The organism is Namhaeicola litoreus, from assembly GCF_042679565.1.
Lineage (GTDB): Bacteria > Bacteroidota > Bacteroidia > Flavobacteriales > Flavobacteriaceae > Namhaeicola > Namhaeicola litoreus.
Map to the genome: position 1 here is coordinate 628,217 of NZ_JBHTMY010000003.1, position 23,154 is coordinate 651,370.

20 protein-coding genes and 1 riboswitch are annotated in these 23,154 nt (G+C 34.4%); of the genes, 11 read left to right on the top strand and 9 right to left on the bottom strand.

The window, feature by feature from the left end; all coding sequences use genetic code 11:
- Positions 1-160 precede the first annotated feature (160 nt).
- From leuC to ACFQ39_RS10115, 5 genes are all read left to right on the top strand, one after another.
- The gene (leuC, locus tag ACFQ39_RS10095; protein WP_377178647.1) at positions 161-1,564 is read left to right on the top strand and encodes a 3-isopropylmalate dehydratase large subunit; all 1,404 of its coding nucleotides are present in this window, start codon (positions 161-163) and stop codon (positions 1,562-1,564) included.
- A gap of 19 nt (positions 1,565-1,583) precedes the next feature.
- The gene (gene leuD / locus ACFQ39_RS10100) at positions 1,584-2,180 is read left to right on the top strand and encodes a 3-isopropylmalate dehydratase small subunit (RefSeq protein ID WP_377178649.1); all 597 of its coding nucleotides are present in this window, start codon (positions 1,584-1,586) and stop codon (positions 2,178-2,180) included.
- Positions 2,181-2,201: 21 nt separating this feature from the next.
- On the top strand, positions 2,202-3,725 hold the full coding sequence (locus tag ACFQ39_RS10105; RefSeq protein ID WP_377178651.1) for an alpha-isopropylmalate synthase regulatory domain-containing protein: 1,524 nt from the start codon (positions 2,202-2,204) through the stop codon (positions 3,723-3,725).
- Positions 3,726-4,784: a 3-isopropylmalate dehydrogenase gene (leuB, locus tag ACFQ39_RS10110; protein WP_377178653.1), complete on the top strand. Its 1,059-nt coding sequence runs from the start codon at positions 3,726-3,728 to the stop codon at positions 4,782-4,784.
- 171 nt (positions 4,785-4,955) lie between these two features.
- Positions 4,956-6,476: a DEAD/DEAH box helicase gene (locus tag ACFQ39_RS10115; RefSeq protein ID WP_377178655.1), complete on the top strand. Its 1,521-nt coding sequence runs from the start codon at positions 4,956-4,958 to the stop codon at positions 6,474-6,476.
- Here ACFQ39_RS10115 and ACFQ39_RS10120 read toward each other — a convergent pair.
- Positions 6,473-7,291, bottom strand: coding sequence for a lysophospholipid acyltransferase family protein (locus ACFQ39_RS10120; protein ID WP_377178657.1), 819 nt, complete (start codon positions 7,289-7,291; stop codon positions 6,473-6,475). The genes ACFQ39_RS10115 and ACFQ39_RS10120 overlap by 4 nt on opposite strands.
- Before the next feature lie 33 nt (positions 7,292-7,324).
- Positions 7,325-7,963 carry an NUDIX hydrolase gene (locus ACFQ39_RS10125; protein ID WP_377178659.1) on the bottom strand — a complete coding sequence of 213 codons (639 nt, stop codon included), beginning with the start codon at positions 7,961-7,963 and terminating at the stop codon, positions 7,325-7,327.
- 111 nt (positions 7,964-8,074) lie between these two features.
- Here ACFQ39_RS10125 and bshA point away from each other — a divergent pair, with 111 nt between their 5' ends.
- On the top strand, positions 8,075-9,217 hold the full coding sequence (gene bshA, locus ACFQ39_RS10130) for an N-acetyl-alpha-D-glucosaminyl L-malate synthase BshA (protein ID WP_377178661.1): 1,143 nt from the start codon (positions 8,075-8,077) through the stop codon (positions 9,215-9,217).
- Here bshA and ACFQ39_RS10135 read toward each other — a convergent pair whose 3' ends face one another.
- Genes ACFQ39_RS10135 through ACFQ39_RS10150 form a run of 4 tightly spaced genes read right to left on the bottom strand, consistent with a single transcriptional unit; the run spans position 9,218 to position 12,835 of the window.
- Positions 9,218-9,862 (bottom strand): SOS response-associated peptidase, encoded by a 645-nt coding sequence (locus ACFQ39_RS10135; RefSeq protein WP_377178663.1) that lies wholly within the window; start codon positions 9,860-9,862, stop codon positions 9,218-9,220. It abuts the gene before it with no gap.
- A gap of 4 nt (positions 9,863-9,866) precedes the next feature.
- Complete coding sequence (locus tag ACFQ39_RS10140; protein WP_377178665.1) at positions 9,867-10,664, bottom strand: ABC transporter ATP-binding protein; 798 nt, start codon at positions 10,662-10,664, stop codon at positions 9,867-9,869.
- A 7-nt stretch (positions 10,665-10,671) separates the two neighbouring features.
- The gene (locus ACFQ39_RS10145) at positions 10,672-11,697 is read right to left on the bottom strand and encodes a FecCD family ABC transporter permease (protein ID WP_377179988.1); all 1,026 of its coding nucleotides are present in this window, start codon (positions 11,695-11,697) and stop codon (positions 10,672-10,674) included.
- Between the two features lie 10 nt (positions 11,698-11,707).
- Positions 11,708-12,835 carry an ABC transporter substrate-binding protein gene (locus ACFQ39_RS10150; RefSeq protein WP_377178667.1) on the bottom strand — a complete coding sequence of 376 codons (1,128 nt, stop codon included), beginning with the start codon at positions 12,833-12,835 and terminating at the stop codon, positions 11,708-11,710.
- A gap of 79 nt (positions 12,836-12,914) precedes the next feature.
- A riboswitch (cobalamin riboswitch) is annotated at positions 12,915-13,119 on the top strand.
- Positions 13,120-13,144: 25 nt separating this feature from the next.
- Here ACFQ39_RS10150 and ACFQ39_RS10155 point away from each other — a divergent pair.
- A complete protein-coding gene (locus ACFQ39_RS10155) occupies positions 13,145-14,968 on the top strand; it encodes a TonB-dependent receptor plug domain-containing protein (RefSeq protein ID WP_377178669.1) in 1,824 nt (607 codons plus the stop codon).
- Between the two features lie 4 nt (positions 14,969-14,972).
- Positions 14,973-16,028 carry a DUF5074 domain-containing protein gene (locus ACFQ39_RS10160; protein WP_377178671.1) on the top strand — a complete coding sequence of 352 codons (1,056 nt, stop codon included), beginning with the start codon at positions 14,973-14,975 and terminating at the stop codon, positions 16,026-16,028.
- Between the two features lie 48 nt (positions 16,029-16,076).
- Here ACFQ39_RS10160 and ACFQ39_RS10165 read toward each other — a convergent pair whose 3' ends face one another.
- Positions 16,077-18,542, bottom strand: coding sequence for a TonB-dependent receptor domain-containing protein (locus ACFQ39_RS10165; RefSeq protein ID WP_377178673.1), 2,466 nt, complete (start codon positions 18,540-18,542; stop codon positions 16,077-16,079).
- Between the two features lie 156 nt (positions 18,543-18,698).
- Here ACFQ39_RS10165 and ACFQ39_RS10170 point away from each other — a divergent pair, with 156 nt between their 5' ends.
- The gene (locus tag ACFQ39_RS10170; protein ID WP_377178675.1) at positions 18,699-18,863 is read left to right on the top strand and encodes a hypothetical protein; all 165 of its coding nucleotides are present in this window, start codon (positions 18,699-18,701) and stop codon (positions 18,861-18,863) included.
- A 31-nt stretch (positions 18,864-18,894) separates the two neighbouring features.
- Here the strand turns inward: ACFQ39_RS10170 and ACFQ39_RS10175 are convergent, their stop codons facing one another.
- Both ACFQ39_RS10175 and arsC read right to left on the bottom strand, forming a co-directional pair.
- Positions 18,895-21,330, bottom strand: a complete 2,436-nt coding sequence (locus tag ACFQ39_RS10175; protein ID WP_377178677.1) for an outer membrane beta-barrel protein — start codon at positions 21,328-21,330, stop codon at positions 18,895-18,897.
- A 92-nt stretch (positions 21,331-21,422) separates the two neighbouring features.
- Positions 21,423-21,773, bottom strand: a complete 351-nt coding sequence (gene arsC, locus ACFQ39_RS10180) for an arsenate reductase (glutaredoxin) (RefSeq protein WP_377178679.1) — start codon at positions 21,771-21,773, stop codon at positions 21,423-21,425.
- 116 nt (positions 21,774-21,889) lie between these two features.
- Between arsC and ACFQ39_RS10185 the strand changes: the two genes are divergently transcribed.
- Together ACFQ39_RS10185 and ACFQ39_RS10190 are read left to right on the top strand one after the other, a co-directional pair.
- Positions 21,890-22,657 carry a TatD family hydrolase gene (locus ACFQ39_RS10185; RefSeq protein ID WP_377178680.1) on the top strand — a complete coding sequence of 256 codons (768 nt, stop codon included), beginning with the start codon at positions 21,890-21,892 and terminating at the stop codon, positions 22,655-22,657.
- A gap of 2 nt (positions 22,658-22,659) precedes the next feature.
- Entirely contained in the window at positions 22,660-23,142 is a 483-nt protein-coding gene (locus ACFQ39_RS10190) for a methylated-DNA--[protein]-cysteine S-methyltransferase (RefSeq protein ID WP_377178682.1), read from the top strand.
- Positions 23,143-23,154: the final 12 nt, after the last annotated feature.

Consider the following 23,154-nt stretch of genomic DNA (forward strand, 5'->3'; position numbering starts at 1 on the left):
ATCACCTTTTTGTTTGATATTTAACGGTTTAAACTTGATTTTTGCATTTTTACAATTGTTTGAACATTGTAAAAAATTTCGTGTTTTATAGCAGTCCTTCCCTTTATATATTTACATTTGCGAGCCTTTGAAAAAATAAGCAAAGTTAATTTTTAACATTATGAGCAAAACACTTTTTGATAAAGTTTGGGATTCACACGTGGTAAAACACATTGAAGATGGACCAGATGTGCTGTTTATTGACAGACATTTGATCCATGAAGTTACTAGTCCGGTAGCCTTCTTAGGATTAAAAGCAAGAGGGATTAAAGTATTATTTCCTGAAAAAACCTTTGCTACTGCTGATCACAACACACCAACCATCAACCAACATTTACCTGTTGAGGATCCACTTTCAGCCAATCAATTAAAAGCCTTGGAGCAAAATGCCAATGAAAATGGCATTAGGCACTGGGGGCTTGGTCATGAAAATAATGGGATTGTCCATGTCGTAGGGCCTGAAAATGGAATTACACTTCCCGGTGCGACCATCGTTTGTGGTGATTCTCACACTTCTACACACGGAGCCTTTGGAGCTATTGCTTTTGGTATTGGTACCTCAGAGGTGGAAATGGTTTTGGCGTCACAATGCATTATGCAGCCTAAACCAAAAAAAATGGTGATCAAAGTAAATGGTAAACTTCAATTTGGGGTAACACCTAAAGATGTGGCTTTGTATATCATTTCTCAACTATCTACTTCAGGAGCAACAGGTTATTTTGTGGAATATGCCGGAGATGTGTTTGAAGAAATGAGTATGGAAGGGAGAATGACCGTTTGTAATTTGAGTATTGAAATGGGCGCAAGAGGAGGAATGATCGCTCCAGATCATAAGACATTTGAGTATATCAAAGGAAGAACCTTTGCACCAAAAGGTGCTGATTGGGACAAAGCGATGGCTTACTGGCAGACACTTAAAACAGATGAAGAAGCTACCTTTGACAAAGTTTTTGAATTTGACGCAGCAGATATAGAACCTATGATAACCTATGGTACAAATCCTGGGATGGGACTTGGTATTTCAAAATCCATTCCTTTAGTCGATGCCATTGATGGAGGAAAAGCCAGCTATATCAAATCATTAGATTATATGGGCTTTGGACAGGGTGAAGGTATGATCGGAAAAAAGATCGATTATGTTTTTGTTGGTAGCTGTACCAATGGCCGTATAGAAGACTTTAGGGCTTTTGCTTCTATTGTAAAAGGCAAAAAGAAAGCTGAAGATGTAACTGTTTGGTTGGTTCCAGGATCACACAAAGTTGAAGATCAGATCAAAGAAGAAGGAATTCTTGATATTTTGAATGAAGCAGGTTTTACACTCAGACAACCGGGATGCTCAGCATGTTTGGCGATGAATGACGATAAAGTGCCAGCCGGAAAATATGCGGTAAGTACTTCTAACAGAAATTTTGAGGGAAGGCAAGGGCCAGGTTCAAGAACTTTATTGGCAAGTCCGTTGGTAGCAGCGGCAGCTGCAGTAACAGGTAAAGTCACAGATCCAAGAGAACTTTTGCAACTCGTTTAATCAATAAAATAATTGCCTTATGGCTTACGATAAATTTAATATTATAAAAAGTAGCGCATTTCCGTTACCTATAGAAAACGTCGATACTGATCAAATTATTCCTGCACGCTTTTTAAAAGCGACAAAAAGGGAAGGCTTTGGTGACAATTTGTTTAGAGATTGGAGATATAATAACGACAATAGTCCAAAAGCTGATTTTGTGCTTAACGACCTAAAATACAGTGGTAAAATACTTGTAGGAGGAAAGAATTTTGGTTCGGGTTCATCGAGAGAGCACGCAGCTTGGGCCATCTATGATTTTGGTTTTAGAGTAGTGATTTCTAGTTTTTTTGCAGATATTTTTAGAAATAACTGTTTAAATATTGGTGTCTTACCGGTGCAGGTAAGTGAGTCTTTTTTGCAGGAAATTTTTGAAGAAATCTATAAAGATCCTAAAACTGCGATAGAAGTTGACCTACCAAATCAAAAAGTGACTTTATTGACTACAGGTAGATCAGAATCTTTTGAAATAAATTCATACAAAAAAGAAAACATGCTCAATGGTTTTGATGATATTGATTATTTAGAGAATATCAAACCAGAGATAAAAGCTTTTGCTGAATCAAGACCTTTTTAATTAAACTCATACAACCCTTAGATGAAAAAAAGGAAGATTGAGATCATGGATACGACGCTTAGGGATGGAGAACAAACCAGCGGAGTATCTTTTACTGCTTCAGAAAAATTGACGATTGCTCAGCTATTGCTAGAAGAATTGCATGTAGATAGAATTGAAATCGCTTCTACTAGAGTTTCTGAGGGTGAATTTGATGCAGTTAAGGGAATTACATCCTGGGCCAAAAATAAGGGTCTCATCAATAAAGTTGAGGTGCTTTCTTTTGTTGATGGAGGTCTTTCTATTGCTTGGATGGAAGAGTCTGGTGCGAAAGTGCAAAACTTGCTCACCAAAGGTTCTTTGAATCACCTTAAACATCAATTAAAAAAAACACCGAAAGAGCATTTTGAGGCGATTGCCCAAGTGATTCAATTGGCGCAAAATAAAGGAATACAAACCAATGTGTATTTAGAAGATTGGAGTAATGGGATGAAAAATTCTCCCGATTATGTGTATCAATTTTTAGATTTTTTAGAAACACAACCGATAAAAAGAGTTCTTTTACCCGATACTCTAGGGGTCTTAACACCAAGGGAAACCTTTAAATTTTTAAGTCAAATTCGAGAGAAATATCCAAAAATGCATCTCGATTTTCATGGTCATAACGACTATGATCTCGGTGTGGCTAATGTGATGGAATCCATAGAGGCAGGCGTAAACGGAATTCATTTGACAATTAATGGTATGGGTGAAAGAGCTGGGAATGCTCCGCTGGCAAGTGTTGTTGCGGTCATTAACGACTTCTTTCCACAGGTTTCTATAGATGTGAAAGAAAGCTCCCTTTATAAGGTTAGTAAATTGGTAGAAACATTTTCTGGTTTTAGAATTCCTGAGAATAAACCAATTTTAGGAGATAATGTATTTACCCAAACGGCCGGTATACATGCCGATGGTGACTCCAAGCACAATTTGTATTTCAATGAATTGTTACCAGAAAGGTTTGGGAGGAAAAGAACATATGCATTGGGAAAAACTTCGGGTAAAGCCAATATTCAAAAAAATTTACTTGAACTCGGATTACATTTAAGCGACGAAGATATTTTAAAAGTCACTAATAGAATTATAGAATTAGGAGATAAGAAGGAAGTGGTAACCAAAGAAGATTTACCTTATATCATTTCTGATGTTTTGCACAATCAGTCCTATGAAGAGAAAATTAAAGTAAATTCTTATGTACTCAACCATGCAAAAGGGTTGAGACCAACAACAACTGTTTCATTGACAATAGATCAAGAAACGATTGAAGAAAGTGCTCAGGGCGACGGTCAGTTTGACGCTTTCATGAAAACATTACATAAGATTTATGCAAAGAAAAAATTAGAATTGCCAAAATTAACGGATTATGCTGTTCGAATTCCGCCGGGATCTAATTCAGATGCACTATGTGAAACTGTAATTACCTGGAAATTTGGCGAAAAAACCTTTAAAACCAGAGGGTTAGATTCAGATCAGACAGTTTCGGCTATTATTGCCACACAAAAAATGTTAAACATAATAAAGAATTAAATGAAATTAAATATAGCCTTATTGGCAGGAGATGGTATTGGGCCGGAAGTGATAGATCAAGCCGTTAAAGTGTCTAATGCTGTTGCAAAAAAATTCGGACATGAAATTAGTTGGACTCCCGCTTTAACAGGAGCTGCTGCGATAGACGCTGTTGGAGAGCCTTATCCGGATGAAACACATGCGATTTGTGAAAATGCAGATGCTGTTTTATTTGGTGCGATTGGTCATCCAAAATATGACAATGATCCATCGGCGAAGGTGCGTCCGGAGCAGGGTTTATTAAAAATGAGAAAAAAGCTAGGACTATTTGCCAATGTTCGTCCTACGTTTACATTTCCATCTTTAATCAATAAATCTCCACTCAAAAGGGAAAGAATTGAAGGAACAGATCTAGTTTTCTTAAGAGAATTGACCGGAGGAATTTACTTTGGCGAGAAAGGAAGAAGAGAAAATGGCGAGGTCGCTTATGACAATTGCGTTTATTCCAGAGAAGAAGTTACCCGTTTAGCGAAAAAGGGGTTTGAAATGGCGATGTCCAGATCAAAAAAATTATGTTGTGTAGATAAGGCCAATGTGTTGGAGACTTCGAGATTGTGGAGAGAAACAGTACAAGCCATGGAAAAAGATTATCCTGAGGTAACAGTTTCTTATGAATTTGTGGATGCAGTTGCCATGCGTTTGGTGCAATGGCCAAATAGTTACGATGTATTGATTACAGAGAATTTGTTTGGAGATATACTTACCGACGAAGCATCAGTAATTTCAGGTTCTATGGGATTGATGCCATCCGCTTCATTGGGCGAAAAAACTTCATTATTTGAACCCATCCACGGATCCTATCCTCAAGCAGCTGGCAAGGACATTGCCAATCCACTTGCCACTATTTTATCTGCAGCGATGATGTTCGAAGATGCTTTCGGTTTAAAAGAAGAAGCGGAAGCGATAAGAGCAGTTGTGAACAGATCTTTAGAAGAAGGGTATGTGACAGAGGATTTGTCAGAAGGAGCTAAGTCTTATAAAACGAGCGAAGTTGGCGACTGGCTGGCTTCAAAAATTTAATAATAGATTTTTTGAAAATAGGAATCCGTACAAATTCATTTGTACGGATTTTTTTGTGAGGGATTGATATTCAATAGGATATATAAACATCGAAAATTCTTTTCAAAAGTTTTTAAAAAATGCTTCTGTAACCTTAGTAAAACTGTATTTTTGTAACTTATTTTAAGATGCATGTCGCTTACCTCGCTCGAAAAAGAAGAAAGAATCATTGGGAAGAAATTGTATGGCTATCAACAAGGAGCCATCGAGAGAATTTTTGATTGTATTCAAAATTATCCGAGTAATTACAACCTTCTTTATCAACTTCCAACAGGTGGAGGAAAAACGGTTATTTTTTCTGAAATTGCCAGAAAATATATTGCTACTACCGGAAAAAAAGTATTGATTCTCACCCATAGAATTGAACTGAGTAAGCAAACTTCTCATATGTTAAAGGAATTTCGGGTTCCAAATAAAATCATAGACAGCAATGTAAAAGAAGTAAAAAATGATAGTAACTATCATTGTTTTGTTGCTATGGTCGAAACGCTTAACAATAGATTAAAAGAGGGGAAAGTTAAGATCAATGATATCGGAATGGTGATTGTTGATGAGGCACATTATAACTCCTTTAGGAAATTATTTAAGTATTTTGATTTTTGTTTTATTCTTGGTGTTACTGCAACTCCTTTGAGCTCAAATATTAATTTACCGATGAATGAGATCTACAAAGATCTTATTGTTGGTGAAAACATCAGTTCTTTAATAGAAAAAGGGTTTTTGGCCGAAGCAGCTACATTTAATTTTAATGTAAGTCTAACTTCCTTAAAAATTGGTATCAATGGAGATTATACAGTAAAATCTTCAGAAGAGCTATATGTACAGACCACTATGCAACAGAAGCTTTTGAAGGCTTATGAATTGGAAGCAAAGGGGACTAAAACATTGATTTTCAATAATGGAATTATGACCTCCCGGTTTGTGTATGAAACCTTTTTGGCGGCAGGTTACAAGGTGAAATATATTGATAATACAAATACAAAAGAAGAGAGGAGAAGTATACTTAAATGGTTCAAGGAAACACCTGATGCTGTGCTTACTTCTGTGAGTATTCTCACCACGGGTTTCGACGAACCCTCAATTGAAACGATTATAATTAACCGGGCAACAAGATCTTTGGCGCTCTATTTTCAGATGATCGGTCGTGGATCGAGGGTCATAGGAAAAAAAGATAAGTTTAAGATTCTCGATTTAGGAAACAATGTTGCGAGATTTGGATTATGGACAGATCCCATTGATTGGAAATATATCTTTAAAAATCCAAATATCTTCTTAGAAAACTTACGGAGCGATGACGAAATTGAGAAAAAGTTTTCTTACCAATTGCCAGATGAAATTAAAAAGAAGTTTTCTAAAACAGAAAATTTAGAATTCGATATAAAGGCAGCTTATGAAGAGGCGCTTGATAATGGGGAGAAATCTAAATTGGCCTTGGAAAAATCTATAAAACAGCACGCCAAGATGTGTGTTGAAAATGCAGAAAGTATTTTAGATGCCTACATGCTTTCAAACTTGTTAAAAGAGGATATAGCTTACAGGATTAAACAATACTCTTATTGTATCATGAAAAGTTCTGCCAATTATTTAAAATGGTTGGAAGAGGATTATCAAAGGCTTTTAAAACTTAGAATTATTAAACAATTTAACCGTTAATAATTCGTCCAGAATTCCCTTTTTTTATTGAGTTCGTCTTCAGATTTTTGATAATCTTCTACAGGCACTGGTACTACTTTTAAAAACGATGGGTGTTGCTCTATGGCATATTCAATTTTTGTTACCACATCGTCAACGGTATCATTTTCATAGTCAATTTCTAAAGGTGGTTTGATCACCATCGATTGCAAAATACCTCTCTTTTTAATCAATAATCCTTTTTTATCAAATGATCTTCTAAATCCGTCTATCACAATAGGGATGACGATGGGTTTGTTTTTAAGAATAATATGGGCGGTTCCTCTTCGAATCGGTTTAAACGGAGTAGTAGTACCTTGAGGAAAGGTAATCACCCAACCATCGTTCAAAGCCCGGGTGATATTCGAAATATCACTCATTTTCACCTGCTTATTCACATCCTTACCCTTTTCACGCCATGTCCGTTCTATTGAAATAGATCCGGCATATTCCATAATCTTTGGTAGCAAACCAGCACGCATGGTTTCTTTAGCCGCCACGAAATAAATATTTAATTTCGGATTGTAAAGGTAACCGATGTCTTTTATGTTATCAACTCTACCATTGAGAGAAGCATTAAATACATGAAACATGGCAGCTACATCTGCAAAATAAGTTTGATGATTGGAGATGAATAGCACATTCGTGGGAGGTAGATCCCTTATAATTTCTGAGCCCTCAATATGTAATTCATTAAAACCTCTGTATCTTCTATGAGATACAAGTCCGAGGGTTCGAATCAAAGTTTTTTTAAGGAAAAGACTTTTTCCAAAAATATCTTTTTTAAACAAGGTCATGCTTTATAATTTGCTTGGCAAACATAACTAAAATTATGAATTTACCACCTCGATGAGGTCTTTAATTTCACTTAAAATCATTGCTGTCGCTCCCCAAACGGTATGATTATTTAAATCAAAATAAGGAACATCAACTTCCTTCATATAGCTTGTTGTTAATTTTTTTATTCTCACTTTTTCGTTATCCATGAGATCTGTTAAATTTACTTCTATCACTTCCTCTACCTCGTGATTTAATTTAAATTCAGGTCGATAGTCTAACATTCCAACATAAGAGTGTACTAAAAAATTACTTGGCGGTATATATGTATTACTTATTTTTCTTAACAACTTGATATCATTTATGTTAACACCTATTTCTTCATTGGTTTCTCTAAGCGCTGTTTCTTCAGAATTTCTATCTTTGGCATCTCTTTTCCCTCCAGGAAAACTTATCTGTGCTGCATGTACCCCTTTGTATGAAGCTCTTAAAGTTAGTAAAAAACTAGTTTTCCCAAAAGAATTAGGATAAAATAGTGCCAATACAGATGCTTCTTTAGGAGACCTTTTTAAAAGTTCTTTTTCTGCAAAAATAGGTCTCTCTTTCGGCACCATTTTCAATTGAGATTCGAGTCCACCTAGTGGAGCGCGGATCAATTCAGGTACCAAATGTAAAAAATGGCCGAAGTCCATAATAAAAAAGTGTAATTTTACAGTAAATCAAAATTAATCAAATCTTCAAGTAATTTGAAAGTATTGTAAAGAAATACGACATACTATTGAAGAATCACAAAATATATTTTCATGAAAATTGGAATTGTTTGTTACCCTACGTATGGTGGAAGTGGTGTTTTGGCCACAGAATTAGGGATGGGTTTGGCCAAAGACGGTCATGAAGTTCATTTTATAACCACACACCAGCCCGTTAGGTTAGATTTTTTAAACGCCAACTTGTTTTTTCATGAGGTGTTTGTTGAAGAATATCCCTTATTTCATTACCAGCCTTATGAACTTGCTTTGTCTAGTAAACTGGTTGAAGTAGTTATAAAATATAAACTGGATATATTACATGTTCATTACGCCATCCCTCATGCTTATGCGGCATACATGACCAAGCAAATGCTTAAAGAAAAAGGTGTAGAAATTCCTGTTGTTACTACTTTACATGGCACGGATATTACTTTGGTGGGGAGTCACCCAGTTTATAAAACGGCTGTTGAATTTAGCATTAACAATTCGGATGTAGTTACAGCGGTATCAGAAAATCTCAAGCAGGATACCTTGAGGTTATTTAATATTGAGAACAATATTGAAGTAATTTATAATTTTATTGATTTTGAGCATGTAAAAGATCATGAGGATTCAGATTGTATGAGGTCTAACATCGCAAAGCCGGAAGAAAGAATATTGCTGCATATCAGTAATTTTAGACCTGTAAAAAGAATTCAAGACATCATCACTATTTTTAATAAAGTTCAAGAAAAAATACCCTCTAAATTGATCATGATAGGAGAGGGGCCTGAAAAGGAATCTGCCATGCGATATGCCAAAGAATTAGGAATAAAAGATAAGATTATCTTTATGGGTAATACAACTGAGATCAAGAAGGTATTGTGCTATGCTGATCTGTTTTTATTACCCTCTGCGACAGAAAGTTTTGGTTTGGCAGCTTTGGAAGCAATGGCTGTTAAAACGCCTGTAATATCATCAAACACGGGTGGTTTACCCGAAGTGAATGTGCAGGGTGTAACGGGTTTCTTAAGCGATGTAGGCGATTGCGAGGATATGGCTAAAAATGCAGTTTATATTTTAGAAGATGACCAAAGGTTAGAACAATTCAAACAAAATGCCTTTGAAAATGCAAAAAGATTCAGCATAGATAAGGTGCTTCCTCAGTACGAACGTATTTATGAAATTGCATTACAACGGGTTTCAGCCTTGAAATAATTAAAACAGGGTGTACTGTTGGTTTTCTTTATTGAGTTTGGTGGCAACTAAATCAACTTTAGGGTTTTTAAAGTTTTCTAAATTTTCTCCAAAAAGCCAATTTTTTTGATTTCTCTGTGTTAAAATGATTGGCATTCTTTTTTTTGAATTATGAATTTCACTCATTAATTCATTGGCTTGGGTTGTAATGATCGTAAAGGTATTCAATTGGCTATGATCGATGGGGTTTTGCCAAGAACTCCAAATTCCTGCAAAGCAAAACAGTTCATCATGAGGTAATGAGATCAAGTATTTTTCCTTTTTTTTGCCTTTCTGATCGAGCCACTGCCATTCGTAAAATCCATCTGCCGGAATCAAACATCTATTTGAAGTATATAATTGAAATGAAGGTTTTGAATGTAAAGTTTCAATTTTAGCATTGAGTGTAAATTGTTTGATATCATCATTATTTGAAAACTCGGGAATCAAACCCCATTGAAAAAAGTCAATCAGTTGTTCATTTTCTGAAGTAATGATTGGTATTTGAGGAAAATCAAATGCTTTGATCTCTTGTTGAGGTACATAGCTTGTTTTGTCTTTAAATTTTGCCTTTAATTTACTCTCTATTTCTTCTGCCTTTTTGCTTAATTTAGAATAAAAACACATATGGTTATTTTTTTAAGTTGATAAATTTAAATAACCTAGTTTGATGATCAAATTGAATAGACGGATTGTCAAATATTCTATTAATTTCTCCATTTTTTACCAGTTCATCAACATTTCCAGTGGTAATACCTTGATTGTCCATTAACCAAAGTTGATCCGCTATTTGTAAACTGAGCTGAATTTCATGTGTTGAAATCAAAATGGCTTTATTCAGTTCATGTGCAAAGGAATGTAATAATTGAAAGGTTTCTATTTTATGTTGAATATCTAAATGAGCCGTAGGTTCATCTAAAATAATGATTGGTGTATCTTGTGCCAAAGCCCGGCAAATCATTACGCGCTGCATTTGCCCATCGCTTAATTCATTTACTTTAGTGTTTTTTAAAGACAATAAATCTGTTTTAGATAAAGCAAAAACTATCGTTTCTTCGTCTTTTTGAGATAATGTGCCTAGCCAATTTGTATAAGGATGTCTGCCAAGGGCCACTAGTTCAAAAACGGTGAGGTTTGTCGGTTCAATTTTATCGGTTAGCACCAAGCTAATTGTTTGAGCGATCTGAGATAAAGAAAATTTGCGCAATGATTTCTCCTTAAGAAAAACCTCACCACCTAAATTTTCCTGAACTCCTGTTATACTTCTGAGGAGCGTAGATTTACCAATACCGTTTTTCCCCATTAAACAAACAACTTCTCCTTTTTTCAAGGCCAATGAAATAGACTTGCCCACCACATGATTACCCTTATTTCTTTTATAACCTATGGTAAGATCTTCCGTTGATAATATGTTGTTTGTTTTATTCAATTAGTCCTTAGATTAATCGTTTTTTTCTAAATAATAACCAAATAACCAATGGTGCACCAAATAAAGAAGTAACAGCATTGATGGGTAATACATAAGCTGAATTCGGTAATTGAGCAATGGTATCGCAGAGCAGCATCACAATTGCGCCCAAAAAAAATACTGCGGGGATTAATATTTTATGATTTGAAGTTTGTAAACTCAATTTTGCAATATGTGGAACTGCCAAACCGATAAAGGCTATAGGACCCGCAAAAGCCGTAATTACTCCTGTAATAATACTTGTTAGAATGAGGATCTGATTTCTTGTTTTTTTAATGGATAGACCAAGACTTTTAGCGTAATTTTCTCCCAATAAAAGTGTATTTAGTGATTTAATTGTGGGTACCACCAAGATCATACCTAATAGGTATAGCATAAAAAATATGCCGAGAGATTTCCAATTGGTATTTCCCAAACTACCGAAGCTCCAGAACATATATTGTTGTAAATTTTCTGCCGAGCTAAAATAAGAAAGAACGCTAATAACCGCTCCACTAAAACTTCCAAACATGAGTCCAATAATAAGTATAGCCATCGTATTTTTGATCTGATTGGATATAAGTAGAATGGCAAATAGAACCAATAAAGCACCTAAACTTCCGGCAATTGCTATTGCCATTTGATTACCGGACAAGCTTAAAAAAATCCCTCCAAAAGCGGAAGCACCCAATATAAGCAAGGCAACACCTAGACTCGCGCCAGAGCTTATGCCAAGTACAAAAGGTCCGGCCAAAGGATTTCTGAATAATGTTTGCATCAATAGGCCGCATACACTTAATCCAGATCCAACTAAAACGGCTGTAAGTGATTTGGGTAAACGAAATTGAGTTACGATATAATGCCATTCATTTTTCTCAGTAGAATGACCCATAAGACTACTCAAGATTTCACTAATGGGTATAGAGACAGAACCTAAACTCAAATTGATCATCAAAGCTGCAAAGAGTCCCAATCCCAACAATAAAAAGTAGCCTGTATGTTTTTTTGAAATGATAATATTTAGTTTAATCTAAGGGTTCTAAAAAATAAGGAATATAATTGGGTAACAAGTCAGGGTGAGATGCTTTAATTAGATCTTTCAGAACAATATGAGGCTGAATTGGCGCTAATTCAAAAAATAAAATACCACCTTGTTCACCTCTTCTCTTGGCAAAGTTAAAGATCTTTTTCTCTTGAAATGCCTTAAAGGTGTTGTAGTGATTATTACTCTCCAGCATGGCTTGATAATTCGTAAAAATACCCGAACCAATCCAAAGTTCAGCTGATTTTCCGGTTTCTATCACAGATTCTAAAGACAGGACGAGGGAACCAGTACCCCTTGTTTCTCTCCAAAGATAATTTGTATTGGCATCTTTAAAAAGGTTTGCCATAAAGCTTTCACCGGCTGGTAGGCTCCACTTGTCCTCAAATAAAATACCAGAGAGCACAGTTGGTCTGTCTTTAGATTGAAGTGCGATCTTCTTCGCCTCTATATATTCCTTTTCAATTAGATTAAAAATAGAATCTGCCTTTTCACTTTTTTCAAATAAAGCTCCAAAAAGCTTGAGCCATTCCGCTCTCCCCAAAGGATCTTCTTCTAACCAATCTCCATTAAAAAGAACAGGAATAGTTGTTTGTTCTAAACGGCTAAATGAGGCATCATTTTCGCCCATGCTAAAACCTATCACTAATTCAGGATTCAAGGAAATGAGTATTTCAAAATTGAGATTTTGAATATTTCCCAATTCTGCTATTTTCCCATTGTTGACTAATTCTGTTGTTCTGGCTGAGGATATATAATTCATTTGCGGGAAACCAACTATTTTGTTTTCCATATCGAACAACTCAATCACGGGTATATGGGTTGTGGAGGTAGGTACGATGCTTTCTACAGGCGTACGAATTATATTTTTATTTTGAAGCGAATCTGGAATTTCTACACTTTTTGGAATGAGGTAAAAGACTTCCTGCGTTTGTGCATTAGGAAAGGGTCTTTTAATAATTATTTTGCTCAAATTTATAAATATCTCAATATCAAAACCTTTGGCAAAACGAATTGAGCTATTGATCTCCTGATTTACAGATGCTACCGGCTTGTCTTCTTTACAAGCCAGAAGTGTACCGAAGAGTAAAATGACATAAATATATTTCATCTGTGATGATTAAGGTCGACTAGTAATTTAGTTGGCAAATTAAAGAATAAAACCGTTCAAATCAATCTTATTTCTGTACATTTGTGCTGAAATTTTTGGTGACCTATATCGAAATTATAGATGTAGTGTTAAGAGGGAATCTCGTTAAAATCGAGAGCTGTCTCCGCAACTGTAAGCTTAGCCGAAAGGTGCTTATTGGAAATCTTAAAGTCACTTTGTAAAATACAAGGGAAGGCATTCAATAAGACGCAAGCCAGGAAACCTGCCAGGAAAATCGATAACAAATATTTTCGGAGGAAAAATATTTTTATGATAGATAGATACATTTTTACCTGGTTTCTGATTTTAACTTTTTCGGCATTTGCTCAGGACGATCTGACGGATGATCTGAATGAGGTATTTGTATTTGGTAGATTTTCTCCTCAGTTAGATACTGGCTATAGCCTTATTCAATTTTCAGATAGTTTGCATCAAAATCAATTTGGAACACTTGAAGATGTGCTAAGAAATCAAGCTAATTTTTACTTCAAAGAAAATGGTAGAGGTATGGTTTCTTCAATTGCCTTAAGAGGGACCACAGCCTCTCAAACGGCCGTTTATTGGAATGGTGTTCCTATCAACTCTTCACTTAACGGACAATCAGACTTTAATACATTGGGTACAAATGGGTATTCTTCTTTAGAAATTAGAAAAGGAGGAGGAAGTGTCTTGTTAGGTAGCGGTGCCATTGGAGGTGCCATCAATATTAAAGATAATGTGCGATTTGATGCCGAAGATGAAATTAGTATGTCTGCCGGAATAGGTCAGTTTGAAACTTATATGACTAATCTAAAAATTATAAAAAACTTTGAAAAGGTATTTTTAAAAATTTCGACAGGCTTTAACCAGAGTGAAAATGATTATCCTATTCCAGGATTAGATCAAAAAAATGAAAACGGAGCTTATAAAAACTTTGATCTGAATTTAACGATGGGATATAAGCTAAATGAGAAGAATGAAATTTCTTTATTTCAGTCTTACGTGTTAAATGATAGAAATCTTTCTGGGACCCTAACGGCGAAGAGTATCGCGAAATTAGAAAACAAGAACAACCGGCTTTTATTGAATTGGAAAAGAAAATCAGATCACTATTCATTGTCTACGAATCTCGCCTATTTGAATGAAGATTACCTCTATTACAATGATTATCGACTTGATGAATACACAAAAAATATAGGTGAAAATGTAATCGCCAGTTCAGATTTTTCTTATGCCTTTGCCAATAACATTTTTTTTGGAGTTGGTTTTGATGCTCAATTTTCAAAGGCTGAGGGAGATGATTTGGAAAATGAGAGATTAAATAAGGGTGAATTTTATGCACTCTTTGGACAACAAATTAAGAATAGATTTACCTATAATATAAGTGTGAGAAAAGGTTGGTCAGATTTATTTGATATTCCTTTTATTTATTCGGTCGATGGAAGGTGGAAAGCATCCAGAACCATGAACATCAGATTTAATGCAGGAACAAATTATAGGTTACCCACTTTTAACGATTTATTTTGGAATCCTGGTGGTAATCCGGATTTGAAGTCGGAAAACAGTTTTACTTCAGAACTTGGTATCACTTATAGTAAATATGGACTTAATTTCGATCTCTCCGGATTTTATATTAGAAGCGAAAATTTGATTCAGTGGGTTCCTATTGACAATTTTTTTTGGACACCAAAAAACGTAAAGGAAAGTAGGCAATTGGGTACTGAATTTATCGCTAGATATAATTTTAATATTCACTCATTTTATTTCAATATCGAAAGCCAATATACCTTTGTCAATGCCAAAGATCTTGATCTCAATAAAGAATTGATCTATGTGCCAAACCATAAACTCAACAATATATTTAGTGCCAGTCGTAAAAAACTCTTGGTAAAATATTATCTACAATATACTGATAAAGTTTATACAACAACGTCGAATACAGAAACTGTCGCTGCCTTTTGGTTATCAAATGTGCATTTGCGATATGATATCATGAAAAACCAATTAAGTGCGGGTCTTTATATCGAAAACATTTTTAATCAATATTACGAGGCAGTGGCATATAGACCAATGCCCGGAACAAATTTTAATTTAAATATCAATTATCAATTTTAGCATTATGATGTATCTAAAAAATTTAGTGATCCTTTTTGTATTTAGTTTAATAATTTTCGGTTGTAGTGACGATGACAAGGAAATTGAGGAAAAAGGTGAATTTGCCAATGGCTTTTTTATCACAAACGAGGGGCCTTTTAACAATGGGTCTGGAAGTATCACCCATGTCTCGGAAGAAGGTTTGATCACGCAAAAAGTTTATCAGAAGGTGAATAATGAGGTGCTAGGAAATATTGTTCAATCTATGAGTTTTCATGAAGATAAGGCCTACATCGTTGTAAATAATTCCAACAAGATAGTTGTTGTAGATAGATATACCATGGAAAAAATAGGTACTATTCAAGGAGAAGGGGTCAATTCCCCGAGACATATGGTGTCTCATAATAATCGCGGATATTTAAGTAACTGGGGTGATCCGGTTAATAATTCAGATGATTTTATTTCGGTTATTGATTTAAATAATGACAACGTGATTGAAACTATTCCTGTAGGAGAGGGGCCTGAAAATATGGTAATAAGTAACGGCAAACTTTTCGTAAATCTTGAAGGAGGTTATAGTCAAAATAAATATGTTATGGTTGTTAACTTGAATAGTCTTGAAAATTTGGGAATGTTGGAAGTTTCGGATGTTCCTAATTCAATTCTACGAGATGATAAAGATCAAGTATGGGTTTTATGTGGAGGAAAACCATCCTGGACCGGAGATGAAACGCATGGAAGTTTATTTAAGATTAATCCAACAGATCTAAGTTTAGATCAAATAGACTTTACAGATTCACAACACCCTGATCTGTTAACCTTCACGAATGGAAGTTTATATTTTAATTTAGATGGACAAGTACTAAAAATGAACACCGCTACAATGTCTGATCCCATCGACATTGTTCAAGGAATTGAGGGGTACTTTTATAGTATGAATTCTTTAAATGGTGAATTGTACGCCACCGACGCCAAAGATTTTCAAAGTGAAGGTGAGTTAAAAATATTTAATGCGATTACTAGTACAGTGTTAGAAACAATAGAAACGGGTGTTATACCGGGTTCTGTTGTCTTTCAATAAAGTTGAATATGTTTAAATAAAAAAGGAGGGCTAACCCTCCTTTTTTATTTAACTTCCCATCATTTCAAAATCTCCTCCACCGTCATAATCGCGATTGAAATCTCTTTTCTTTTTCTGTTTAAAACGATATGTAAATGTTAGTCTGAATTGTCTTTCCCTCCACTGAAATTCACTTTCAGAATAGAAACTTTCCGTGGTAGTTTCCATCATTCTTTTTCGTGAGTTTAGCAAATCACTAATGTTGAATGAAAGTGTTCCATCACCATCCATAATATCCTTGCTAAATGCCATATCTGCTGTGAACATCCCTTTATATTTGTTTTGCGCATTCTGCATTGGCCCCATATACATCATGTTTGTTTGCCAATCAATACTATATGGTAAAACTACTTTTCCACTTAAACGTGTAAACCAACTTAAGTTTTCTGCGCCAAAGTCAACACCCTCATAAAAGCCATCCACTGTATTTTGGAAGAGGTTAAAGCTGGCATTAAAACGCCAATTCTTTTTTGGTGTATAATTTGTAGCTAGTTCAAATCCATATCGATCTTCTGTACTTAAATTGATGGGAAACCTTTTGATAATAGGTATTCCCCCTTCTGTGGTTTCACCGGTATCTTCTGTAATAAATTGAAACACATCAGTGGCGTGATTGTAATAAATGGATGTGTTTAGAGTGACTTTTGGCCATTTTTTGAAATATCCCAGTTCAAATGCATCAGATATAGAAGGATTCAAATAAGGGTTTCCTTGAAAAATATTTGTTTCACTTGAACGAGATGGAAATGGATTGATCATTCTTGATCTTGGACGTCTAATTCTTCTGTTATACCCAATAGTAATGTTCTCTTCGTCTGCCAATTCATAACCCAAATTTACTGTAGGAAACCAATTTGTGTAATTTCTTTCTGCAGCAAGATCTTCGCGATCTACTATTTCAATATCGATATCGGTAATTTCCATTCGAAGTCCTAAAAGGCCGCTAAACTTGTTAAATTTTGCCCCATATTGGGTATAAGCGGCATGAATTTTTTCATCGTAATTAAAAATATTGGAAAGGTTTGTATCGAGATTAAAATCACCATCATCATCTTCGAAATAAACTCTAAAATCTGTTGTCTGATCTAAAATATTGCTTCTAACACCGGCCTCGAACTGATGGTCATTTTTCATAGGAAGCACATAATCTGACTGGAATAAGTACTGTTTTTCCGGACGTTCAGTACTATTTTGCTCTCCCAACTGATCTTGCTCTATCGGGAAAAATTCTTTTTCATTGATGTCGGAAAATTCCTTTTCATAATTGTCCTCAAATTGGAAATCAACTGTCAACTTATGTCCATTTTCGTTGAAATTGTTCATGTAGTTTAAATTGTATTGCCAGTCATTTCTGTCTTCAGTATCATTACTAGTTCTGACAATAAAATCAGTTTCTTCTAAATTAGAATCAAATCTTGTCGTTTCGTTTACAGTTTCATCGTCGCCTTTCGAGTTTCTGTAAATGAAACTGGCTATGATAGAACTTTTTTCAGTAATGAAATATTCTACTCCAAAGTTAGTATTGATATTGTTATTGATTCTGTTGTACTCCCTTTTCTCCTTTACAAAAGGTGAAGTTGGGTTGTTAAAGAATTCAGAATAATACTTGGCATTTCCGGGAGCATCAGAGTAGCTATATCCGGTATTATTAAAAAAATTGAACTTATTTTTTCGAAAGTTTAAGTTAACAGATCCTCCGGCATTTTCGGGGTATCCTCCAAAGATGGTTGCATTTGCATTAAAACCGTCATTAGAACCTTTCCTCAAAATAATATTTACAATACCGGCTGTTCCCTCTGCATCATAACGTGCAGAAGGACTGGTAATTACCTCTACTTTTTCAATCATTTCTGCAGAAAATTGTCTCAGTGCCTCATTGTCAGATCCACCTACCAAATTGTTTGGTCTTCCATTTATAAGTATGCGTACGTTTTCATTTCCTCTTAAACTCACGGCTCCATCAACATCCACTGTTACTGATGGAACATTATTTAATACGTCAATAGCATTACCTCCCTTAACGGTCATGTCTTTCCCAACATTATAGATCTTTTTGTCTAATTTAATTTCGACCGTACTTTTTTCTGCAATCACTTGTACTTCGTCTAAATTCTCTGAGTCTTCTTCCAAAATAACTTTACCCAAATCCAGATTTTTATCAACCACTAATTCTCCAAGGTTATTGGTTTTGAATGAGATAAATTCGACTGTAGCAACATATTTTCCCTCAGGTACCTCTACAAAAAATTGCCCTTTATTATCTGTTATCCCTCCAAAAATACGATCGTTTGCAATGGACTTGATTACGATCGTGGCATATTCTAAGGGTTGTGCTGTGGTTTTATCGATTACGATGCCTTTAATTTCGAAATTGGCTTGATTTGGTCGGTTTCCAGAATTTGGTGGACGTTGGGCAGTTGCTGCAGAAATGAAAAATATGATGGAAAGTAGTAAAACTAAATTGTGCTTCGCCATTGTGCGTATGATTGTTTTGATTTTTGACAGGCGAAATTAGATTTAGTTTAATTGGAGCTCTGTTAATAGTATGTTAAAAATACCTTTGATTTTTTTTCTAGTAAATTGAAGGATTTCTGGAAAAAAGTTTAATTTTGTAACTCTAAAAAAAAATTAATGGAATTTTCACATTTTATAGGTTATATAGTATTCATGATCATCTTTACGATGGGATTTTGGTTAATGATATTTTTAGCTGCGTTTGTAGTTCCTTATTGGTTGATTGGAAATTTGTTAGAAGATCGAAAATTAAAAAGGGCAGCTAAAAAGCAAAAAGCATAAAAAAGAGGGTTTAGTATTTAAACCCTCTTTTTTAGTTTTTCTCATCTTCATCTATTTCAAAAATACTTTTCTTCATTTCATTCGCTCTGTTCTTCGAATTTCTTTTTGGTGCTTTATTAAATCTGTAAGAAAAAGATAGTAAAAAGTTTGGGTCAAAAATCGAGTTTCTATTTGTAATGGCATTAGCCTCCACAGATTCGTAAATTATATTTCTTGTTTTGAATATATCGTGTGCTGTAAAGGCTAACGTCGCTTTGTTGTTGAAAAAATCTTTGCTCAATGCTAAGTTGATATATTGAATTGCTTTGAGTTCAGTGAGTCCTGTAATTTTTTCACTTTGATAAGTAAAACTAGGTTGTATTTTCCACGAATTACCGAAACGAAAATCTAGAATGGCATTACCATAAAATACAAAATCTTCTGCATCATACAATCCATTTTCAGTTTTAGTAAGCTCGAAATAGTACGGGCTTAGCAATGTTCTAAATCTTAGATTATCTGTAATGGGATATATAAAATCAAATTCAATTCCGTATTGGTTTAAATCGCCATTATTAATAGGTTTTCTTAAAAATATATCAAATCCTTCATTGGTTTGCTCACCAGTATTTTCTAATATGGAGAGAACCTGATTGTGATCTAATGATGCAAATAAAGCTGTGTTTAAAGACCCTTTTTTGAATTGTTTATAATATTCTGCTACGAAATAGTCAGAATAATAAGGTTGTAAAAATGGGTTTCCGGTAATAATAAAACGCTCATCCGCAAATGAAACAAAAGGATTTAGCTGCGATATGGATGGCCTGTAAATTGAACGCGAATAATTAAAAGTGATCATGCTTTCGTCCATAAAAGTATAGGCTACCAAGGCACTAGGAAAAAAATCGGTGTATTGATTTGGTGTTTCAATATTGTTGGTAAGATCACTTGTTAAAACATCACTAAACTCAGACCTTAAGCCAACAGAAAAGTTCCATTTCTCTGTATTTTTACTCAAATTGAGATATCCGGCCAATACAGTTTCTTTATAACTTATATTGTTTTCGTAGCCCTCTATAGGCTCAAATACTTTGGGAATAGGGGCGAAATTAAAAATATTAAAGTCATTTTTATAATCTCTGTAGTTTGCTTTAAATCCACTTTCCAAAAGCCAATTATCATTAAAAGGTAAACTGTAATCCACTTGTCCCATAAGTGTATAAAAATCCTGAATTTTTAATGTTTTTTGTTGGTCTACAGACAAATTAGGAAACAGGTTGGTATTTAAAATATCCATTTGGTTGTCTGATTCTGATCTATCGTATTTTATATCGAAAGAAAGATGATGTTCTTCTCGATTAAAAATAGTCTTATAACTGACCAAAAACTCAATATAATTTTCATCAGTATTATCCCAAACATCTCTATAAAGGTTATTGTCAATGATATCATTTGAGGTGTAATCAGTCAAATCCAATTCGGATTTAAAGTTTTTGTTAGCCATGCTATACAAAAGAGATGAGTTTAATGTATTTTTATCGTCTAATTTAAATTCGCTTCCAACGTTGAATAGAAAACTATTTCTTTGTCTAAGATCATCTCTGGTTTCAAATAAATAAGGTCCGTTTTGCGGATTAATAACGTTGTAATATTGTTCTATTTCTGAATACTTAATTTGGTTATTGTGATTATAACTTGCTGTAGAATAAACATTAACTTTGTCTGAGTTATAATTAACAAAGGTTGAGCCACCCGCTTCTGTAGGAATTCCACCGTGAAATTCTAATGTTCCATTAAATCCTTCGTTCCCACCTTTTTTAAGGATGATATTTACAATACCTCCTCCAGAATTTGCATCGTATTTTGCAGATTGGCTAATAATTTCAACTTTACTGATGGAGTTAGAGGGTATCGACTGAAGCAAATCTGCGTAATTTCCAGCAGTGGCAAAGGGTTTTCCATCTACCAAGATCATCGCTTCACTTCCTCTAATGATCACTCTACCTTGTTCATCAACCCTTAATGAGGGCGTGTTTTCGAGAACAGTTATAGCACTGCCTCCTAAATTTCCTATATCTTTTGAAGCATTATAAATCTTTTTATCGAATTTATAATCCATTAAGTTATTATTGCCAATAATTTCAATTTCATCCAGATTTTCAAGGACTTCTTCAATTTCGATGACTCCTAAATCTAAATCTTGATCAATATTTATACGATTGATTATAAATGGTTTATAGGATAAGAATTGAAAAGTAACTTTATAATTACCGCTTGGGATTTCGATAGTGAAGTTTCCTTTGGTATCGGTTACTATTCCTTTGAACTCACTGTTTTCAAGGTTGTAAAATGTTACAGTGGCATAGGGTAGGGGTTGATGGTTTTCAGAATCCTTTATGCGGCCTGTAATTGTTGCGATACTAGTATTCTGGGCTACCGTATAGAACGAAACAAAAAATAACAATATGATCAGAGGAATAAATTTCATTCGTCATTATCAAACGCGTAAATTAGATAAAAATTTCCAGCGAATGGATAGTGAAATTTGGTAAATTTTAATCTACCTAAAAACCACTATTTTTATATGTTTTTGAGGAATAATGCGATGTTTTCAGGTGGTCTTCCAATAACTCCTTTTTGATTTGAAATAACGATGGGTCTTTCTATAAGTTTTGGAAATTCAACCATTGCAGATATAATCTCATCTTCTCTAAGATTTTTACCCTTGAAATGTTCTTTCCAATCAGATTCACTGGTTCTAATTAAATCGATGGCATCGATGTTTAAATAATCTATAATTTCTTTAATCTCCTTTTTAGAAAGTGGGTTTTTAAGGTACTCTATTGTTTCAAAATCTAGTGAAGCATTTTTAAGAATTTCTAAGCCCTGTCTGCTCTTGCTACACCTTGGATTATGGTAAAATTTTATCATATAAAATATTTTTTCAGCACAAATATAGATTATTCGTTTGTATTTTTTTAGTCATTTCATAAGGCATTTTTGTTTTTGGACTAGTAGAGAAGGGCTATATTTGTAAACAAAAAATCTTGATTCTTACAGATACACATACCCATCTATATTCTGAACAATTTGATGAAGATAGAAGAACCGTAATACAAAAGGCTATCGATGCTGGAATTGAGCGGTTCTTTATTCCGGCTATAGATAAAAGTTATTACAAATCAATGTTTGATTTGAAAAGAGATTTCCCTGATCATATTTTTTTAATGTCAGGACTTCACCCTACTCATGTTAAAGAAGATTATTTAGAAGAATTAGAAGTAGTGAGGAAAAATATTGAAACTGGTTCCTTCTGTGGCATCGGCGAGATTGGGATTGATCTTTATTGGGATAAGTCTTACCTAGTGCAGCAACAGGATGCATTTAGAAAGCAAATACAATGGGCAAAAGAATTAAATCTGCCAATTGCCATTCATTGTAGAGAGGCCTTTGAACCTATTTTTGAAATTTTAGAGGAAGAACAAGATAAAAAATTATTTGGTATTTTTCATTGTTTTACAGGTAATAAGGAACAGGCCGAAAGAGCTATTCGCTTAAATATGAAACTTGGAATAGGAGGTGTAGTAACTTTTAAAAACGGAAAAATTGACCAATTCATTAAACACATTCCACTTGATCATATTGTTTTAGAAACAGACTCTCCTTACTTGGCACCAGCCCCATACAGAGGAAAAAGAAACGAAAGTATTTATTTACTCAAAGTAGCAGAAAAGCTAAGTGAGATTTACGGTTTAGACATCGAGGAATTGGCAAAAATCACCACAGAAAATTCACGACAAATTTTTAAAGTTTAATATTGAAAAATCGCCATCAAGCATATTTCCAAACTCCGATAGGAACAGCTAGAATAACTGGAGATGGAACATCAGTTGTTTCTTTAGAAGTTTTGGATGAGAAATTTATTGAAAGGGATGTAATTCCTGATTATATAATTATTGCGATAAATCAACTAAATGAATATTTTGAAGGAGAGAGAAAGGTTTTTGATTTCCCAATAGCTCCTCAAGGAACTGAATTTCAAAGAAAAGTTTGGAGTGAACTTTCCAAAATTCCATATGGAAAAACAATTTCTTATGCAGAACAATCTAAAAGAATGGGGGATCTGAAGGCAATTCGTGCCATTGCTACTGCCAATGGGAAAAATCCACTTTGGATTGTTGTTCCATGTCACCGAGTAGTTGGGAGCAACGGATCACTTACAGGATATGCCGGGGGACTTTGGCGAAAAAAATGGTTACTAGAACATGAAAAATGTGAAAAGCAACAATCACTTTTTTAATTTGGCCTATTT

What these genes read in the sequence shown, in the direction of transcription:
- leuC (WP_377178647.1), top strand. Translation starts at nt 161, where the DNA reads ATGAGCAAAACACTTTTTGATAAAGTTTGGGATTCACACGTGGTAAAA.
- leuD (WP_377178649.1), top strand. Translation starts at nt 1,584, where the DNA reads ATGGCTTACGATAAATTTAATATTATAAAAAGTAGCGCATTTCCGTTA.
- ACFQ39_RS10105 (WP_377178651.1), top strand. Translation starts at nt 2,202, where the DNA reads ATGAAAAAAAGGAAGATTGAGATCATGGATACGACGCTTAGGGATGGA.
- leuB (WP_377178653.1), top strand. Translation starts at nt 3,726, where the DNA reads ATGAAATTAAATATAGCCTTATTGGCAGGAGATGGTATTGGGCCGGAA.
- ACFQ39_RS10115 (WP_377178655.1), top strand. Translation starts at nt 4,956, where the DNA reads ATGTCGCTTACCTCGCTCGAAAAAGAAGAAAGAATCATTGGGAAGAAA.
- ACFQ39_RS10120 (WP_377178657.1), bottom strand. Translation starts at nt 7,291, where the DNA reads ATGACCTTGTTTAAAAAAGATATTTTTGGAAAAAGTCTTTTCCTTAAA.
- ACFQ39_RS10125 (WP_377178659.1), bottom strand. Translation starts at nt 7,963, where the DNA reads ATGGACTTCGGCCATTTTTTACATTTGGTACCTGAATTGATCCGCGCT.
- bshA (WP_377178661.1), top strand. Translation starts at nt 8,075, where the DNA reads ATGAAAATTGGAATTGTTTGTTACCCTACGTATGGTGGAAGTGGTGTT.
- ACFQ39_RS10135 (WP_377178663.1), bottom strand. Translation starts at nt 9,862, where the DNA reads ATGTGTTTTTATTCTAAATTAAGCAAAAAGGCAGAAGAAATAGAGAGT.
- ACFQ39_RS10150 (WP_377178667.1), bottom strand. Translation starts at nt 12,835, where the DNA reads ATGAAATATATTTATGTCATTTTACTCTTCGGTACACTTCTGGCTTGT.
- ACFQ39_RS10155 (WP_377178669.1), top strand. Translation starts at nt 13,145, where the DNA reads ATGATAGATAGATACATTTTTACCTGGTTTCTGATTTTAACTTTTTCG.
- ACFQ39_RS10160 (WP_377178671.1), top strand. Translation starts at nt 14,973, where the DNA reads ATGATGTATCTAAAAAATTTAGTGATCCTTTTTGTATTTAGTTTAATA.
- ACFQ39_RS10165 (WP_377178673.1), bottom strand. Translation starts at nt 18,542, where the DNA reads ATGGCGAAGCACAATTTAGTTTTACTACTTTCCATCATATTTTTCATT.
- ACFQ39_RS10170 (WP_377178675.1), top strand. Translation starts at nt 18,699, where the DNA reads ATGGAATTTTCACATTTTATAGGTTATATAGTATTCATGATCATCTTT.
- ACFQ39_RS10175 (WP_377178677.1), bottom strand. Translation starts at nt 21,330, where the DNA reads ATGAAATTTATTCCTCTGATCATATTGTTATTTTTTGTTTCGTTCTAT.
- arsC (WP_377178679.1), bottom strand. Translation starts at nt 21,773, where the DNA reads ATGATAAAATTTTACCATAATCCAAGGTGTAGCAAGAGCAGACAGGGC.